The organism is Galbibacter sp. PAP.153, from assembly GCF_037029175.1.
Classification (GTDB): Bacteria; Bacteroidota; Bacteroidia; order Flavobacteriales; family Flavobacteriaceae; genus Galbibacter; species Galbibacter pacificus.
Genome location: NZ_JAZEUN010000030.1, coordinates 1 through 17,002 on the forward strand (window position 1 = coordinate 1; position 17,002 = coordinate 17,002).

Here is a 17,002-nt window from a genome sequence, read left to right on the forward strand (position 1 = left end):
TAATAGATTTAACTTCTCACAAGAGCAATTCACTTGCCTGATCCAATAAAGAACTGTCTAGTTCTTTTAAATAAGCTTTTGTGGTAGCCAAATCTTGATGTCCCATGGATTCACTGATAATGTCTGTGGAAACGCCCTTTTCTCCTGTTTTGTGCGTTGGGACACCCAAGTCAAAATCCCCTAAATTTTCAGATCAAATAGGTGCACTAAGTTTTTTTGATCTTTCGTTTTTAGCACCAATCTCTGATGTGTTTTATTAGAGTAAGGAGTTCGTATTCCTACTTTGTAGATGGTTTTGATAATATCGATTGCTTGTTCCACGCTATAGCTTGTCTGCTTTTCTTTCAAGAGCCTCTCTAATTCTTTATAAACCTTACATGCAGCGAAGGAGATGGATATATGTGCTAGTATCCGTCTTTGTAGTCTATGGTATATTGGTCGTATTTGTAAATCAGATTTTGAGATTCTAAAGGTTCGTTCGATATGCCATAACTGCCCGTACTGCTGAATAGTCTCTTCTTTGCTTAGAGATGCATTGGTTAGGTATCCTTTAAGTCCATCCCATTTCTTATCATCCTCATATTTGTCGTAATTTATGGTAATATTCACATCTCCCTCCATTTTAAGGTATTTGTTATAACCTCGGTTATTAATATTTTTTTTACCAAGTTTACCTGAAGCGATAGCTTTTTCAAGCTTCTCTAATGCGAATTGAACATTTTAGAGAGATGACTTATGGACAGGAGAAAGTGATACATAATATTAATAGTATCAAATCCTGTAATTAAGAAGACTGAAAATCAAATTTTAGACGAAATCTTATTATTTAGGAAAATAAGGATTCATGATATGCTTTACATTAAATACTCTTAAATTATGTACTTTTATTGAAATTTAATGGTGGTTTTGAGACATACTGGCGTTGTAAGTAATTTTGAAATAAACTTCTCGAAATAAAAAATAAAGCTTAATCGAAATTTTATTTATAAATAAAATCAAATAATTGACCTTATTTTGTATATTTGATTAGAAATAAGATTTTTTATGATAAAAGAGATATCTAAAAAGCAAGTTCTAGACAGAATAAGATTTGAAAACCCTTGGTGGGTTGAAGGACACATTGAGGATGATTATAATGAAATGCCTCGCAGATTATATTTTGAACTTTTCAAACCTCTTGTTTATGAAAGAGATATAAGACGAGCGGTAGTTTTAATGGGACCTAGACGTGTAGGTAAAACTGTAATGCTATTCCATCTAGTTGAAGATTTAATTCAAAATGGTGTTAATCCCAAAAAAATTATTTTCATAACAATTGAAAATCCGATTTATAATAACATCCCTTTAGAACAATTATTTTTATATGCTAAAGAAGCTACAGGCATAAAAGACAAAAATGATTGGCATATTATTTATGATGAAATTCAATATTGCCGAGATTGGGAAGTTCATTTAAAATCGTTAGTAGATAGCTATCGTAAAGATAAATTTATTGTATCTGGGTCAGCTGCTGCTGCCTTAAAATTCGCAAGTAATGAAAGTGGAGCTGGTAGATTTACAGACTTTTTATTGCCACCTTTAACATTTAACGAATATATATCGCTTAAAGGACTAGATAGAATAATTACAACAACAAATCTTAAATGGAAAGAGCATATTACTGAATTTTATTCATCATCACATTTAGACGAATTAAATAAACATTTTCTTGATTATATAAATTTTGGTGGTTATCCAGAAGTTATTTTTTCAGAAAAAATTCAAGCTAACCCGGGAAGATATATAAGACAAGACATAGTCGATAAAGTTTTATTAAGAGACTTACCTAGTCTATATGGAATTAGCGATACAAGAGAATTGAATTCATTGTTTACTACAATTGCATATAATAGTGGCGGAGAATTTTCTCTTGAAACATTGAGTAAACAATCTCAAGTGCCTAAAAACACTTTAAAAAAGTATATCGAATACCTGGAAGCAGCTTATCTAATAAAACAAGTAAAGCGAATTGACCAAAGCGGAAAACGATTTAAAAGAGATAATTTTTTCAAAATATATTTAACAAATCCATCTTTAAGAAGTGCATTGTTTTCACCTATAACCGCAACAGATGAAATGATTGGGAATATGGTAGAAACCGCAATATTTGCTCAATGGATGCATCGTGAATGGTTTACGCCTTGGTATGCAAGATGGTCAGGTGGAGAAGTTGATATGGTTGGAATTAGCGATTCAACTTTAAAACCTTTATGGGCATTAGAAATTAAATGGTCTAATCGATATTTTGACAAACCGAATGAACTCAAAAGTTTATATAAATTCTGTACAGAGAGTAATTTAAACTATCCTATAGTAACCACTATAAATAAAGAAGGAGAAAAAGAATATAAAGAATTAAATATTCAGTTTCTTCCATCTTCAGCATACGCCTACACAGTTGGAAAAAACAGTCTAGACAAAAAGAAAAACATATAAAAAACTACTTCAACAATGGTAGCCGTTGCACAACCCTATAATTTTATAAAAACATGATACAAGAACGCCCAATTTAAGGGCGTTTGTTGTTTTTAATAGTTTCCTATCTTGTATATTGAAAGATGATAATATGGGTTTAAAATGTCGTTTATAACCGCCTTAAAACGGTAAAAAACAAGGCGAAGACTTGCCGCCCCACTTTTACTGTGCTTTTCTATGAATTTCAGGTACTTTTTGAGATTATAAGCAATGGCTGATAGCTGCATACACTTATTCGCCTGTTTGATGCCTATGGTATTGATTTTTCTTAAACCCATAAACTGGGTAAGTGTTCCAAAAACGGGCTCTACGGTGCTTTGTCGCTTGGCTTTCATATAACGTCCCTGCGGACTGTTCACCCTAGCGATGTTACGCTCGTACTGGGCGCGGTAATACGTGACGGTGAACTTCTTTTCCTGGGCGCTTTTACCTAAACACGCGCTGCGTAGGTAAGGCTACATAATTCTTTAAGCTTTTCGGATTTTTCTTTTAAACTCAATTTTTTTCTTGCTTGTGGCTAACTTATTTATATCATGACCAAGTTATATTGTTCAACTTTGCTTAGTTCCAAATATAACACTTTTTCTAAAGTTCATTCAATATTCAAATTCAGGTAATATCGTGTACTTTTCCTCTCCCCAGATTTTACAAATGCATTAAGCATTACCATTTTTTGTAAATCCCTCGTAGCAGTAGAAGCCGTGGTTCCGGTTATACGCATATAATTATCAGCACTTAAACCACCTGTAAAACCTTCAACGCCCTCCCTAAAAATTCGGAGCACCACTTTTCTTTGACGTTCATTCATTTCATCATCAAACTTTTGAAAGAAGTGTGTTTTATGAATTAAAAAATCAATCATACGCTGTGTATATGCTTGTGCCTGCAACACCATATCACAGAAATAGGCCAACCATTCCTTAACATCCAAATCATTACTATTCTCATGCAACGCCTTGTAATATGATTTCTTATTTCTCTCAATAGTATGAGAAATAGCTATAAGTGTAGGTCTTTCCAAATACTGTGATAAAATCTTTTCTGACAATGCACGACCAATTCGCCCGTTTCCATCTTCAAACGGGTGTATCGATTCAAAATACAAATGCGCCAGTCCTGCTTTTGTTAAAGGAGGTAAGTTATCAAGCGCATTGAACCACAAAACAAACTGGTTCATCTCCTCTTTTACCTTGGAAGATGGAGGTGCTTCAAAATGGATTAAAGGTCTATTCATAGCACCCGATACGATTTGCATCGGATCTTCATGCGTTCTGTAAGTTCCAATACTCAATAGATCTCTCCGACCATTCATAAGCATTTTATGCCATTCAAATAATTGCTCATGAGTTAAGGGAACTGCATAGTTTTTGTATAAATCCATCATCATTTCTGAAACCCCATGTTCGGCAGGAGAAACCTTGACTTTATCACTCTGTAAACCAAAATGATTCCGGATAGAAGATTGCAGTGAATCTCTATTCAACAACTCTCCTTCTATTTTGGAAGTTTGATAAGCTTCATCACTTAACAAAAGTACTTTCAGTTCATCCTTATTAGCCTCATCAATATGTTTGAGGCTTCCGTATAATTCACCAGCCTTTTCCAAAAATTCGCTCTCATACTTCCGTAACTCTTCTGATTCATATTCAAAATGAGGCCAGCTTTTATGTTGCCAATTCCATGCCATGAGCTAAACATATAAATTTTATAGCTCAATATAAACACAAAAAATGAGCTATAAAAATATTTTTATAGCTCATTTTAATTAGTATGCTCTTTTATAATAAATGAAATACTACAATAATAATTCACTGGCCTTATATGGATACGGTGAATGATATAGTTAAATCATTATTGTGTTGTTGCAAGTTCATAAAAAATAGGCCGTTGTATTAAAACAAACAGCCTATTTAGGCAAAAACAAATAAATTAAATACAATTATGAAAACATCAACAGGACATGATTAAAACCATAGCCCATAAAGCCTTATATTAGGACTTTCTGCACTGGTAAATGTACATGCACTATTGGAATAATTGCTACCACTGGATTTAAAACTTCCTTCACTGGTATAATACAGCCCTTCACTACTTCCAAAGAAGTTTAAAAGCGGCCCTACAAAGGGTTCAAAAAAACTTCCATTACCATTCCCTGGACCTACATATTCCAGGTAATATTTATTGTCCTCTATTTTGGAAGTAAAGTTAAATGCTCCCCAAAAGCCAGAGATATTGGCATACAATGTTACATACCCCTCATCGTTTGGAACGGTATAAAGTTCTACCCTGCCTTCAAAGGTATATTCCGTAGCTGTTGCAAGATTGGTATTTACCTGATCTACCAATTGATAATAACCTGGAGAAGTTAACGGATTACTCCCCCAACCTGGGTTGTATCCAAAACCGTCAAATATCTTACCTATGTCATACACGTCATCGGAAACACTTGCCGGCTGATCGGAAAATCCTAAAACCGCTGTAACCCCCCCGGAAGTATACACAAATTGGTCCTCTTGTTCATCATATTGAAAAGAGTCCATCACTACCCCATCAAGTTCTAATGCGGGGTATAGGTTTAATCCCTCGGGGGTATAAACAACTCCAAAGGACTTATCTATTATGACCTCCTCGGAGTTCATCCCTGACATTGTAACATATCTTAGTAAAGAATTGAATTCATAGGGATAGATTGTCTGTTTATTGTCTTTAGTTATGATAAGGTTCGTAAAAACAGAATCATCAGGGCCTTGTTCTAAATGTTGAGCTATTGCTAAGTTATCGGCAACGATTTCATTCCAATCCTTTTTGGTGGCCTTGGTAAATATGATTTTTTCTGCCTCGACATCTCTTACAGACTTGAAAACAATATCCTCCCCATCTCTTCCATAATAGTAAAACTCTCCGCTTCCCTGATACCCTGTCCCATATAAAGCACCAGGATTTACATTATCCTGTAATCTGTGAATATGATTTTTGGTCACGAATGATAACTTGACAGTGTTCCCCAATTTAATTTCGTATTCACTGGTCATAACATCTGCAGTTCCGGTAGCAATATCCGAGGTCATCGTTACTGTATTATCCGCTTTAAAATCCATTAGTATGGTAAATCCACCATATTTTGCTGCATCCGTAAAATATAACATCTTCCATCCATTCTCAGCTTCTAAAAGTGCACTCTTAAGCTCTTGTTCCCGATTTGACAAACGCTCGGTTACATTGCCTTCGAAGAGTTGTTCCTCTTCCTCGTCCTGACATGAAAAAGCAAAAAGCAATAAAAAACTAATGATTGCTATATTAAATATGCTATTCTGTAATCGTTTTATATTTTTCATTCCCTTACATTTAAAATTAGTTTGTCAATTCTACAAGCTTCTGATAATTCAATGCCTGTAACTCATAAATATCTATATCCCATTCCTTTAAATAGTAGTCTGCTACAATAGCTTCCTTTTGTTTAATAAGGCGTACGGATTCCTCACTCTCTATACTATCCAAAATATCCTGATATTCTTCAGCGGAATAGGTTAAAAGGGCAGACGTCATCTCAGCAAAATCCTCAAAAGAATTCGCTCTGGAATAAGCAGATATAAAACCTTCCTCTCTAGCTTCAAAATCATTATAATCGGTCCAATTCCCTATATACCCCGATGGAGTTACCTTGTCGTAATCAGGGCTAAAGGGCCTGGTTTGATTTAATATATGACAATATTCATGTTGAATCGTATGGAAAAACTCCCGCATGGTTTCTCGATCGTCCAAATCCAAATAATCTACATTAAATAAGGTGATTTTCATTCCGGAATCGGCAATCCCCAAAGTAATGGTCCCCCCTGGGTTAACATTATACCCTCCTACCAATACATATTGTCTAGGGGCTATTTTTTTAATAAAATCACCACCCCCCAATTCATTATAGGAATCGATCCAGATATACTTGACCACCTCCATGAGAGGCTGTATATTTTCAAGTGTTGGAGGGTATAAATACCTGCCGTTATCTATTTCATTATCGTTCCATTTATATAAAACATCTATGTTGTAGGGGTTTATATACTGCTCCCTGATCCATATATCCAATGCTGTTAACGGAGGGGTTTCCGTGTCCAATCTGCTTTCTCCGAGTGACTTTTCAGAATCACACCCCCATAAAAGCATCAATACCAATGTAACTGTTATGCTATATTTAAATTTCATCTCTTTTTCTACTTTTAGTTATTATCGTGGATTGGGTTCCAACCCTAAATTTTGAGCTATCTGAGGTATTTGCAACTGCCTTCTGGGATCGTCTTTAGTTAGCACATGCTGATTGCCTTGATAATCCTCATGGATTATCTCCATCCCCAATCGCTTAGTATCCAGCCAACGTATTCCTTCATGCATGAATTCTCGTTGACGGCATTTCTCAACACACTTAATCAATGGGAGCTTATCGGCATCAATGGTATAAAAAGGATCGTACTCCCCTGCTTCAACGCGGGCACTATAATATGCTGATAGCTCGTCATAGGTAAGTACATCTGTTTCCGGATCGTAACCGCTGATTCTTTTTGACAAAAAGGCATTTAAATCCGCTGCAACGACCTCTTTATTTCCCAACATAATGTTGGCCTCAATGCGATTCAAAAGTGCTTCGTCATGGGTGAACAATACATTCATCGAATATCCATACCCAATGCGGGCATTGAGGTTCGTATACACAAAATGCTCATCATATTTCGTAACAAAGTTTAACCCTGATGTAGTGTAAACACGTATCCTATATAACCATCCTTTATCTGTCGGGTCATCTTGAAAGATCAACCTGCTTAGATTGTCTGTCAGTCCGTATCGACGGTAACCGTAATTTCTTGAATACCATGAAAGCGTCGGAACGATTAACAAATTGGTCGCTTGCGAACTCGAGGCATATTGGATCTCTGTCTCTTCCGGACTCAAACTATTCAAATAGGCCCAGTCCCTTAAATTTGAAGTTGAAGCCCCACCGCGCAATACCTGAGAAGAATATTTGACAACCTCATTCCATTTTCCCAATACCAAATAAAAGCGGGAAGCAAATACTGCAGCTGCTTCTTTGGTAAAATGAAATTTCGGCTCCTCGTAATTGTTTTTTATTAATTTCATTCCTTCCAACAAATCCCTTTCTATCAAATCGTATACTTCTTGAACAGAGATCCTTTTATAATCTTTAATAACCTCTGTTTCGGGTTCGGTAACATATGGCACCCCCAAATCCTGGCCTGCCGTGTCAGGGTTATAGGCTTTTGCCCATAAATTTACCAGCATAAAATGTGCATAGGCCCTAGCTACCAATGCCTCTCCCTTTTGTGGGTTCATTTCAGCACCTCCTCCTAACTCATCGATAGCCCTTAGTGCATAGTTAGCCTGAGCTATTGCCTTATAGCATGCATTCCAGTATTCAATGGGCGTGTCCTGATCTTCTAAATTTGTGTCTTCCCAAAAGTACATGGCCCTGTTGATGTCATCTACCTGATTAAAAACAGGCCCGACATCCATGGCATTATCACTCATACTCTCGGCAATAGAAAAATAAGATGCTCCGGGATATGCCCCCACTAATAATTCGCTTACTTTTTCAGGGGAATCTATTTCAGTCCTATTATCCGGTACCTCATCAAGAAATTCATTACATCCACAAAAGAAAATACCTTGTGCTATCAGTACTGAAACTGCTATTTTATTACTTAATCTCTTAAACATAATCTTATTTTTAAAATCCAACATTCAGGGTTAGTGTAAACTGTCTTACAATAGGGTACGCCACGCCACCAGACCTAAAAAATTCCGGGTCCTGCCCGTTTAACTTGGCATCGGAATAAATTAGAAAAGGATTGGTAGCCTGTAGCCTCATCTTAAATGTTGACATGGATAAATTATCTGTTAGTGATTTAGGAAAGGCATAGGTCAATGCTATATTTTTCATTCGAACAAACGAGCCATCTACAACTCTTTGGGTAGAGTAATTATAAGCGTTATAGGCCCTATATAAATCCTGGGAAGAACCGCCATTATCGTTAAAGGTCTGTAACAAACGATTGTCTATGATACCGGGAATATTGGTGGTATTTTCGTCCCCAGGAATAAGCCATCTATTGTTAAATTCAGAGGGGAAAACATCTAGGTCACTATAACTGGCACTATAATAAGGGGATAAACGTATTTTGTTCCCGGCCTGCATGGTAATTAATGCACTTAATTCCCAGTTTTTATAAGTGAATGTATTGGAAAACCCTCCAGTAATATTGGGTTCCACCGGTCCTTCGTATTTTAAATAATCTAAAATCCCATCCCTTTCCTGGAAATCAACATCTGTAATGGGATCTCGGGGCGAACCATCTGTATATTCCCCTAAATAATAAGTCGGGATCCCTCGGTTGTCCAACCCTTGAAAATCAAAAGAATAAATAGAATTTCGTTGTCTTCCCACAACATTTCCGCCTACATCCCTTACCAGATCAAAAGCATTGGGTTCATTTTGTAACCTGGTAATCTCCTGATCAAAATAAGCAAAATTAATAACCGATGTCCATTTAAAATCCTCCCCGTCAAAAATTTTCCCAAGCAAGCTCACCTCGATTCCTTTGGTACTCATATCAGCATTGTTCGCGAGTTTTATGCCCTCCCCTCCAATTCCGGAAGTTCGAACATAATCAATCAAATCAAAGGATTTCTTTTGATACAAGTCGGTTGTTAATGTAAATTGGTTGTTAAACATTCCCAGATCTACCCCGAGATTGGTTTCATATACCTTCTCCCAGGTTAATTCACTGTTTTCCAATTCTTCAATATTGATCATATTCTCCCTGTCGTCAAACTGGTACCTATTTGTGATTTCATTTCTAAAAACCGCCAATGCATTACTGGCATTCCCCAACCCGGCAATTAAACCGTATCCCATTCTAAGGGAAAGGTTAGATATCGTTTTTGAGTTTTTCATGAAATCTTCGTTTGAAACATTCCATTTACCACTAACATTCCATGTTGGTAACCAACGTGCGCTATTTGACCTTCCCAATTTATTGGACCCCTCGTAATTAGCAGTTGCACTAATTACATAGCGATTGTCAAAACCATAGGTACCCTGAGCAAAAAAGGCAACCCCTCTTTCCCTGTCCTCGGTTTTACCAAAATAATCGTCATTATTATTCACGGTATACTGTATGGCCCTGTAATCTGTGAAGGGAATCCCGCCACTGTTGTACTGATAACCAAAACCTGTAAAAAAAGTATTGGTACGATTGGTCATTCTATACTCCTGCCCCAAGTATAGTTTTAGGTCATGCTTGTTATTATATACTTTTGAAAAATCAAGTGCATTCCTAAAATAAAAGCTCTCCAGGTTATCTTCGGCTAAATTGTAGATTCCGCCATTGGGCAAAACAATCTGCGGAAGCATGTTCGGGTTATCGGGATCCGTGAACAGGAAGATATTCTGATCGGCAACAATCGTTGTTTCATTTGCCCTGTACGCTGCCGCCACATTTGAATCCTCGGTAATATTATGCTCTTTTGTGCTTTTCACATATCTAAAAGATCCTAAAAAACTATAATCCAGATCATCGTTGATCTTTATGTTTAGATCCGCCTGTGTTTTTAGTTCAAGGACATTTAGATCAATAGTATTGTTTTCTATTTCGTTCTGTATGTTAAACGGAGCCCAGTTAAACCTGTAATACTCCAAATTGCCATCATTGTCATAAGGTCGTAATGCTCTACTGGCATTTAACGAATAACTGAAGGGGTTGATATCGAAGTCACGGGTATATTCCCCACTTACCGTATTAACTTCACGATTATAGGTTCCGGGAGCTTCTTGTTTTCTTACCGACCCCTGAACCAATACTCCGGCTGTAATTACATCTGAAATGTAATATGTATTACTTAAATTGGCCGTAAGCCTTTTGATATTATCGGCAATGGTCCATCCCGGGTCTGTGTAATAACCTATGGAAGCATACTGCGTACTGTTCTCTCCTCCTCCTGAAAAACTCAACGTATGATTCTGAGTAGGGTTTATAGTAAACAAATTCTTAAACCAATCGGTATTGGCCATTTCATATTGCTGTAAAAACCTATTTTTGGCCTCAATGGTATTGGCTACTCCAAATTGACCAGTTTCAGGATTATACGTATTAATGGCCCTGTATAATATATTATACACGCCCCCGTACCTGCCTTGTGTACTATTGGACATTGCCAAAAAACCTTTATTTTCAATTTCCTTATAGACCTCCATGGTTTCTTGCGAGTTTAACAAATCGTAATCGCCATAGCTCGGAATGGTCCTGTAAGCAAATTCACCCTGATAGGTAACGGATGTCTTTTGATTTCTCTTCCCTTTTTTTGTAGTAATAATAATTGCCCCGTTTAAGGCCCTGGCACCATATAGTGATAAAGCGGATGCATCTTTTAATATCTCTATGGATTCAATATCGTTGGCATTTAACCCTGCAATTGCAGAACTGATAAGGGTTGCTGAATCCCCCGATACAAGCTGTTCAAATGAAAGGTTAATAATTTCTTCCTGTACAGCACCATCTACAACCCAAAGGGGCTTGGTATCTCCAAAGATTGAAGATCCACCTCTAATGGTAATTTTTGGAGCAGCTCCGAAAGTTCCGGTAACGTTCTGAACATTCACACCGGCAGCACGCCCTTCTAACATCCTCCCCACATCTATGACCCCATCAATTTTTATCTCTTCCCCTTTTAAGGTCTGTGCAGCTCCGGTAAATACTTTTTTAGCGATATTTTGGTATCCGGTAACTACTACATCGTCTAAACTCTGGACATCATAAGTCAATACGACATCTATTTGTGCTTGGTCTTCAACCGGAATCTTTTGTGTTTTCATCCCGATATAGCTAAAGACCAGGGTTTGTCCTTTACGCGCCGTTATTGTGTAGTTTCCTTCAAAATCTGAAGAAACCCCCTTAGCGATTCCTTCGACATAAACATTCACGCCTGCAAGGGGAACCCCGTCAGTATCGGTGATTTTTCCGTAAATGGACGTTTGTTGAATAATTTCCGTGCTTTTAGCAATTACAATTTGTCTGTCAAAAATTTTAAATTTTAGTTTTTGAGAAGTTAGCACTTCACTTAAAATATCTGTTACAGACTTGTTTTTTGCTGTGTATGTAATTGAGGGAGTCTTATTGACGACTGCATCTTCATAAAAAAATATAAAGTCGCTTTTTTGTTGAATCACCTTAAAAAAATCCTCCGCAGAAACATCCTTTACATCGATATCAATTTTTGTCTGGGCATATACATTAATGGCATAAATACTATTAAAACCAAATAATATACATAAAATAAAAGTCTTTAGCATAATCCACAAGAACTTATTTACCTCGTTAAAGAGGTCCTGTGTATATTTTTTATTCATATTTTTGTGTACTTTTTAAATGTTGTTCGCTACAATGTTTAATTAGGTATCCTTGCCGGAAAATGGTGGAGCATTTTCCGGTTTTTCTATTTTTAAGATGTATCGTATTTCATATCGATATAGGTTAGTTAATAAAGATTTTATCAGTTTATTAATAAAGTATTATCTGAACCGAGCGTGTAATCAATGGCCGTGGTTTCTTTTATAATCAGCATAATGTCATGAAGGGAATCTTTAATATCCAGCGAACCTGAAAAAGTTTTAAACATTGAAGATTGGTTGTTGACTTTTACTTTTATATTATAATACCTGGCAATCTTATTAATAATAGATTCTAATTTTTCATTCTTAAAGACCAGCACACCTTCCCTCCATTTCATATAAGGTTCCACATTTTCATGGGTGACCTTTACGGATTTCTTTTCGCTATCATAAGAGGCAATCATCCCGGGCCTTAACTCCGAGGTTATTGTAGTGCCCAATAATGTCGACTTTTCATAAATCGCCTCTACCTTGCCTTTGAGCAATGCAGTATAGGTTTTACTTTCATCAGGGTAACTATAAACATTAAAGACAGTTCCAAGAACTCTAATTTTACCGTTTGTAGTGTGCACATAAAAGGGTTTTTCTTTATTATGAGCGACATCGAAAATCGCTTCTCCTTGCAGGAACACTTCTCTTTTATTTTCCGAAAACCGCAATGGATACGTAAGGACTGTTCCTGCATTCAACCATACTTTAGTTCCATCCGATAATGTCATAAAAGAGTGTTTCCCATATGGAACCTCCAAGGAATTATAGATGGCTTTATTTAAAGGGCCTGTTTGATGTTCCGTATCATAAACAACCTTATTATTAACACGGATTTTATTGGTGGATGCGGACTGAGTATAGGAAACGATCGTGTCTCTGGCAGCTAACTTAATGATATTCTCTTCCCCTATTCGCAATTGAACATCTTGTTGAAAATTATCAATGTTTTTTTCTTTTCTGGCAGAAACATATTTTTCAATAGCAGATTGCTGCATATCGTGCTTGATCAGTAATATAACGCTGGGGATTATCATAAAACCTATCACGGCTGCTGCATAGTATATTACCTTTCTCTGGTTTTTTTTCCGGCTGCGGTACCGGACAATAGAATTATTGATTCTTTTTTTAAGATCATTCTTTTCTTGTGCTGAAATTTGATCTAAACCCTTTATATCCACGTTATTTTCTTATTATTTATTCAACAAAAAGCTGATTTACCCCTGCTTTTTATTAATAAGAGTGTAAAAAGTGTGTGATATAGACAAAAAAAAGATGTTTTTTTTAAATCTATTAAGATTTCAATGCTATCTATATACCGTTGAGTTCGGACCTTAATGTTTTTATGGCCCGATATACTTGGGTACGCGCAGAGGTAACAGATATTCCCATGAGCTGTGAAATCTCATCATAATCCTTGTCATCGTAAAATCTAAAAAATAGAATTTCGCGTTGTTTGGAAGGTAACTTTTGAAGTGCATTGGACAACCTGTGTGATTGTTCTTTGGCAGTTTCACTTTTCAATATCTTGTATTCTTCCGAATCAGTGTAAAGTGTGTGGAAGACATCCTTTGATACATCTTCTTTATTTCGGTAATCGTTTTTGATTAATTTAACCAACTTTCGTTTGAATGAAATTATAAGATAGCCCTCTATATTTGAAACTTCAGATAGGTTCTTTCTATATTTATACAGGTCGAGAAAAAGGTCATGAATGGCATCCTTGACCAAATAGGACTTGCTTGTAAGTTTCATTCCATAAGCATAAAGTTTATCTACATAGAGGTCATAGAGTGTGTTCAATGCCTGAACATCTCCTTCTCTGACCCTATGCCATATTAATTGCTCTTGATTCATTGAAGTGCAGAAGAACCTTATCCTTTATATCTTAAATATATGTTAATGTGTCTGGAAATTTAAGAAAAGTAAATTAAAAATGATAGCGAACGACTAATGTTTTCTATACAGAAATTGTATTTCGGGTTACTTTTGCAAATTCTGCATTAAAGCCCATTGCTTTATAGCATTACATTCATACAAAAGGAATTTGCCAAAGAAGTGATAAAGACCATGGCGGATGGTGTAAATGTGGATTTCGGAAATGAAACCATTAAAGATACTACAATTATTGGGACAAATGCTGAATGCATATTTGACAAACTTATAAAAACAGACAGGATATTTCAGAAATGTAATGGATGCTTTTACGAATGCCAATAATATGTATAAAATCAAATTTGAGATAAAACCTTTAACTAATGTAATGGCTTTAGCAGGTGCAGAAGCTAAAGCCTGTGAACCTAATTCTAATGGTATAGTCATTGTCAGGATTTCTCTAGGGGCTCCCTAGAAAAAGAACAAAAAATAAACCCGCCTCTTAATTCACAGCCTCCGTGAGTTATCTATTTAAGTTCATGGTAACGGAACATGGGGTTTCCACACAATTACTTAAGCGATATAAAAAAGCAATTGGATATATTCTGTAGTCCTGGAGCTTGGATGCGAATGGTTGATACCCCTACCTATCAAGGAGCATTGTTTGCATTGCAACAACAGGAAGACCTGAATATCCATCCAGGAGGTATGACTGCCAAAAAGTATATGGCCATTACTAAAACTTCTAAAGCTACCGCAACGCGTGACTTACAAGATATAGTAGCTAAAGAAGTTTTTACGACCATAGGTGCTGGTAGGGGTGTAAGGAATGGGTTGTATACAAATACTTATCAAATTTTTGTTCGGATCAAGTTCTTCATAATTGGTTTAGGGCTTTCCTTCTTACTATTGGCTATTACATGGCGAAGCTACTTTTTGGGTTCTGTACACTTTTAAAAAGTGCGGGGTTAGGGCGAATTAAAAATAGTATAGCAAGCGTCAAAATTTGATTTTTCATCCATGCGGTACTTGTTGTCTAAATTCTCGAGGAGTTCGATTGTATCCAAAGCCCTTCGATAAAATTCTATAACAAATAAAAATTTCATATCTTAGAAAAAACAAAATTTTAATTATGGGAAAATTTGAAATCAAAACTGACAAAGGCGGAAAGTTCCGGTTTAATTTAAAGGCATCCAACGGACAGGTTATCTTAAGCAGCCAAGGGTATTCCTCAAAGGCGTCTTGTGAAAATGGAATTGAATCGGTTCGTACCAATTCTCAAAACGATGATCATTTTGAACGTTTGGCAGCAATTGACGGCAGTCCTTATTTCAATCTAAAGGCTTCCAACGGCCAGGTAATCGGCACCCGTGAAATGTATTCCGGCAACAGTGCCATGGAGAATGGCATTGCTTCGGTCAAAACAAATGCCCCCAAAGCTGAAGTAGAAGACAACTCATAAAATTATAAAGATTCTCTTTTTACTTATGATCTTATAGATCATCACAGGACAGACTGCCTTATCGGTGGTCTGTTTTTTGTTTGATGTCTCCTGAAAAGGTAAGGTGCTGTCCCTTAATTTTTACCTTTATTTTGTTCGGGTAAAGACCACATCATCTATTTGACAGCTTGCCCCTGGGGCCCCATGGGCATAAAACCCGATGGCTGCCCTACCGTTTCTTACATGGATACCGGTCAGGGAGATCGTTACCCAATCCTTATTTTCATGGGGGACCTCCCTATTATGAAGAAGCCCTCCGCTTTCAACGAACATTTCTAACCGATGAAACCTCCCATTGTTTTTAATGCTTGCTTTTAAATCATACCTGCCGTCTTCCAACATTACATATGGCGTCGATTCAATTACCTGAAATACCTTACGCTTGAAAGGAACGTTGTCGGTCAGGTTCAAGCTTTTCTCTCCGACAACCGATTTACGGTCTTCTTCGCTGTTAAAGTAATTTGACTCCGGGGCATCAGCATCTCCAACCAATAGGGGATTCCCCTGATATACTTTGGTAAACCATCCAGTGATATGTTCCTGTATCGGTTTTACGGGAGATGGGATTTTCCGGCGATCCGCTTCGAGGCTTCCATTCTTAACATAATTGTTATCCTTGGCGACCCACCATTCCCCGGTGGCCTCATTCAATTTCCAGGAACTCAGCGAGTTCAAATATGGGGTGTCCCCGTCAAAGGACATGGGCAACCATTGGTTGTATCCCAATCCATTTCCGGCAAAATTTGCCCATCGGTCACCACAATAAACAACGGTTTCCTGTTTGCTTCCCTTAACGTTTATAAAAAAACCCGTCTGGGTGATATGGGCAAAGTCATCCATACATCCCGGGGTAATGAGCATCTTATCCTCAGGGGTGTACGGCCCGTAGATTTTATCTGAAACCAAATAATAGGCATAGGAGGAGTCCCATCCATACAGGTTGGATGCGTAAACATAGTACTTCCCCTTATATTTAAACATACAGTTCCCTTCCCGACCTTTCCCGCTATAAACCTGATGGCAGTCCAGCAGGCCCACTTTCCCGTTTTTAACACCTATCTCGGATATGTATATTTTATGCCGTCCCTCCCCATAGGAGTATACCAGATACGATTTACCCGTGTCATCATCGGTAAACACGGTCTGATCTCCGGTATTCGGAGTTCCGATCATCTGTGTCATGTCCAGCTTTTGGTGCCAGGTAAATGTACCGGTAGGCGTTTCGCCCAATGCGACCAAAACACCCTTGTTGTGCTGGACGAACAAAGCGTATTTTTCAAGGTCGGCAATATAGGCCACTCCAAGCCTTCCCATCCACTTCGTATCAGGGTCCTGCCTGTTGATTGCATCCCGATCGATGCTGTTGTTTTCAAAAGTCCAATTTACCAAATCCGTCGAACTATAGCAGCTTATCGCTACCAGGCTATCGGTGGAATGTGTAACCGCAGGGTCCTTACGGTAGTACTCGGCTTCTTTGTAATGGGCCCCGTACCAATAATATTTTTCAACCTTGGTCTCTGGATCGGGAAACCTAAAAACACCGCCCCCCTGACTGTAAATTGGCCTTCCGCTAATTGTATTCCAAAATTGGTCATTCTTTATGGTGTTTCCCTGGGCGGACAAAAGTGTTTGGGCAAGGAAAAAGGTCAAAAATACTGCTGTTTTTTTCATTT

12 protein-coding genes and 1 pseudogene are annotated in these 17,002 nt (G+C 37.2%); 3 read left to right on the forward strand and 10 right to left on the reverse strand.

The window, feature by feature from the left end:
• Window positions 1–180: 180 nt before the first annotated feature.
• Window positions 181–621, reverse strand: coding sequence for a hypothetical protein (locus UXI14_RS16170; RefSeq protein ID WP_335967059.1), 441 nt, complete (start codon window positions 619–621; stop codon window positions 181–183).
• A 423-nt stretch (window positions 622–1,044) separates the two neighbouring features.
• On the opposite strand from UXI14_RS16170, the gene UXI14_RS16175 reads away from it, so the two are divergent.
• Window positions 1,045–2,475, forward strand: a complete 1,431-nt coding sequence (locus UXI14_RS16175; protein WP_335967015.1) for an ATP-binding protein — start codon at window positions 1,045–1,047, stop codon at window positions 2,473–2,475.
• 92 nt (window positions 2,476–2,567) lie between these two features.
• Here the strand turns inward: UXI14_RS16175 and UXI14_RS16180 are convergent.
• The 8 genes and pseudogenes from UXI14_RS16180 to UXI14_RS16215 all read right to left on the reverse strand — a co-directional run.
• Window positions 2,568–2,951 (reverse strand): annotated as a pseudogene (locus UXI14_RS16180) (transposase); the annotation flags it as partial.
• Window positions 2,952–3,106: 155 nt separating this feature from the next.
• Window positions 3,107–4,201 (reverse strand): Fic family protein, encoded by a 1,095-nt coding sequence (locus UXI14_RS16185; RefSeq protein ID WP_335967016.1) that lies wholly within the window; start codon window positions 4,199–4,201, stop codon window positions 3,107–3,109.
• 277 nt (window positions 4,202–4,478) lie between these two features.
• Window positions 4,479–5,849: a DUF4302 domain-containing protein gene (locus UXI14_RS16190; protein WP_335967017.1), complete on the reverse strand. Its 1,371-nt coding sequence runs from the start codon at window positions 5,847–5,849 to the stop codon at window positions 4,479–4,481.
• Between the two features lie 16 nt (window positions 5,850–5,865).
• Entirely contained in the window at window positions 5,866–6,711 is an 846-nt protein-coding gene (locus UXI14_RS16195; RefSeq protein ID WP_335967019.1) for a putative zinc-binding metallopeptidase, read from the reverse strand.
• Window positions 6,712–6,732: 21 nt separating this feature from the next.
• A complete protein-coding gene (locus UXI14_RS16200; RefSeq protein WP_335967021.1) occupies window positions 6,733–8,235 on the reverse strand; it encodes a RagB/SusD family nutrient uptake outer membrane protein in 1,503 nt (500 codons plus the stop codon).
• Between the two features lie 10 nt (window positions 8,236–8,245).
• On the reverse strand, window positions 8,246–11,923 hold the full coding sequence (locus UXI14_RS16205) for a SusC/RagA family TonB-linked outer membrane protein (protein WP_335967023.1): 3,678 nt from the start codon (window positions 11,921–11,923) through the stop codon (window positions 8,246–8,248).
• 143 nt (window positions 11,924–12,066) lie between these two features.
• Window positions 12,067–13,134, reverse strand: a complete 1,068-nt coding sequence (locus tag UXI14_RS16210; protein WP_335967024.1) for a FecR domain-containing protein — start codon at window positions 13,132–13,134, stop codon at window positions 12,067–12,069.
• 130 nt (window positions 13,135–13,264) lie between these two features.
• Window positions 13,265–13,810, reverse strand: coding sequence for a sigma-70 family RNA polymerase sigma factor (locus UXI14_RS16215; protein ID WP_335967026.1), 546 nt, complete (start codon window positions 13,808–13,810; stop codon window positions 13,265–13,267).
• 570 nt (window positions 13,811–14,380) lie between these two features.
• Here UXI14_RS16215 and UXI14_RS16220 point away from each other — a divergent pair.
• Together UXI14_RS16220 and UXI14_RS16225 are read left to right on the forward strand one after the other, a co-directional pair.
• The gene (locus UXI14_RS16220) at window positions 14,381–14,785 is read left to right on the forward strand and encodes a hypothetical protein (RefSeq protein ID WP_335967028.1); all 405 of its coding nucleotides are present in this window, start codon (window positions 14,381–14,383) and stop codon (window positions 14,783–14,785) included.
• Between the two features lie 175 nt (window positions 14,786–14,960).
• Entirely contained in the window at window positions 14,961–15,290 is a 330-nt protein-coding gene (locus UXI14_RS16225) for a YegP family protein (protein ID WP_335967030.1), read from the forward strand.
• A gap of 126 nt (window positions 15,291–15,416) precedes the next feature.
• On the opposite strand, the gene UXI14_RS16230 is transcribed toward UXI14_RS16225, so the two are convergent.
• Window positions 15,417–17,000, reverse strand: coding sequence for a family 43 glycosylhydrolase (locus UXI14_RS16230; RefSeq protein ID WP_335967032.1), 1,584 nt, complete (start codon window positions 16,998–17,000; stop codon window positions 15,417–15,419).
• Window positions 17,001–17,002: the final 2 nt, after the last annotated feature.

Bases quoted from the DNA above. Each gene is read 5' to 3' on its own strand.
- UXI14_RS16170 (WP_335967059.1), bottom strand. From the start codon at position 621: ATGGAGGGAGATGTGAATATTACCATAAATTACGACAAATATGAGGAT.
- UXI14_RS16175 (WP_335967015.1), top strand. From the start codon at position 1,045: ATGATAAAAGAGATATCTAAAAAGCAAGTTCTAGACAGAATAAGATTT.
- UXI14_RS16185 (WP_335967016.1), bottom strand. From the start codon at position 4,201: ATGGCATGGAATTGGCAACATAAAAGCTGGCCTCATTTTGAATATGAA.
- UXI14_RS16190 (WP_335967017.1), bottom strand. From the start codon at position 5,849: ATGAAAAATATAAAACGATTACAGAATAGCATATTTAATATAGCAATC.
- UXI14_RS16195 (WP_335967019.1), bottom strand. From the start codon at position 6,711: ATGAAATTTAAATATAGCATAACAGTTACATTGGTATTGATGCTTTTA.
- UXI14_RS16200 (WP_335967021.1), bottom strand. From the start codon at position 8,235: ATGTTTAAGAGATTAAGTAATAAAATAGCAGTTTCAGTACTGATAGCA.
- UXI14_RS16205 (WP_335967023.1), bottom strand. From the start codon at position 11,923: ATGAATAAAAAATATACACAGGACCTCTTTAACGAGGTAAATAAGTTC.
- UXI14_RS16215 (WP_335967026.1), bottom strand. From the start codon at position 13,810: ATGAATCAAGAGCAATTAATATGGCATAGGGTCAGAGAAGGAGATGTT.
- UXI14_RS16220 (WP_335967028.1), top strand. From the start codon at position 14,381: ATGGGGTTTCCACACAATTACTTAAGCGATATAAAAAAGCAATTGGAT.
- UXI14_RS16225 (WP_335967030.1), top strand. From the start codon at position 14,961: ATGGGAAAATTTGAAATCAAAACTGACAAAGGCGGAAAGTTCCGGTTT.
- UXI14_RS16230 (WP_335967032.1), bottom strand. From the start codon at position 17,000: ATGAAAAAAACAGCAGTATTTTTGACCTTTTTCCTTGCCCAAACACTT.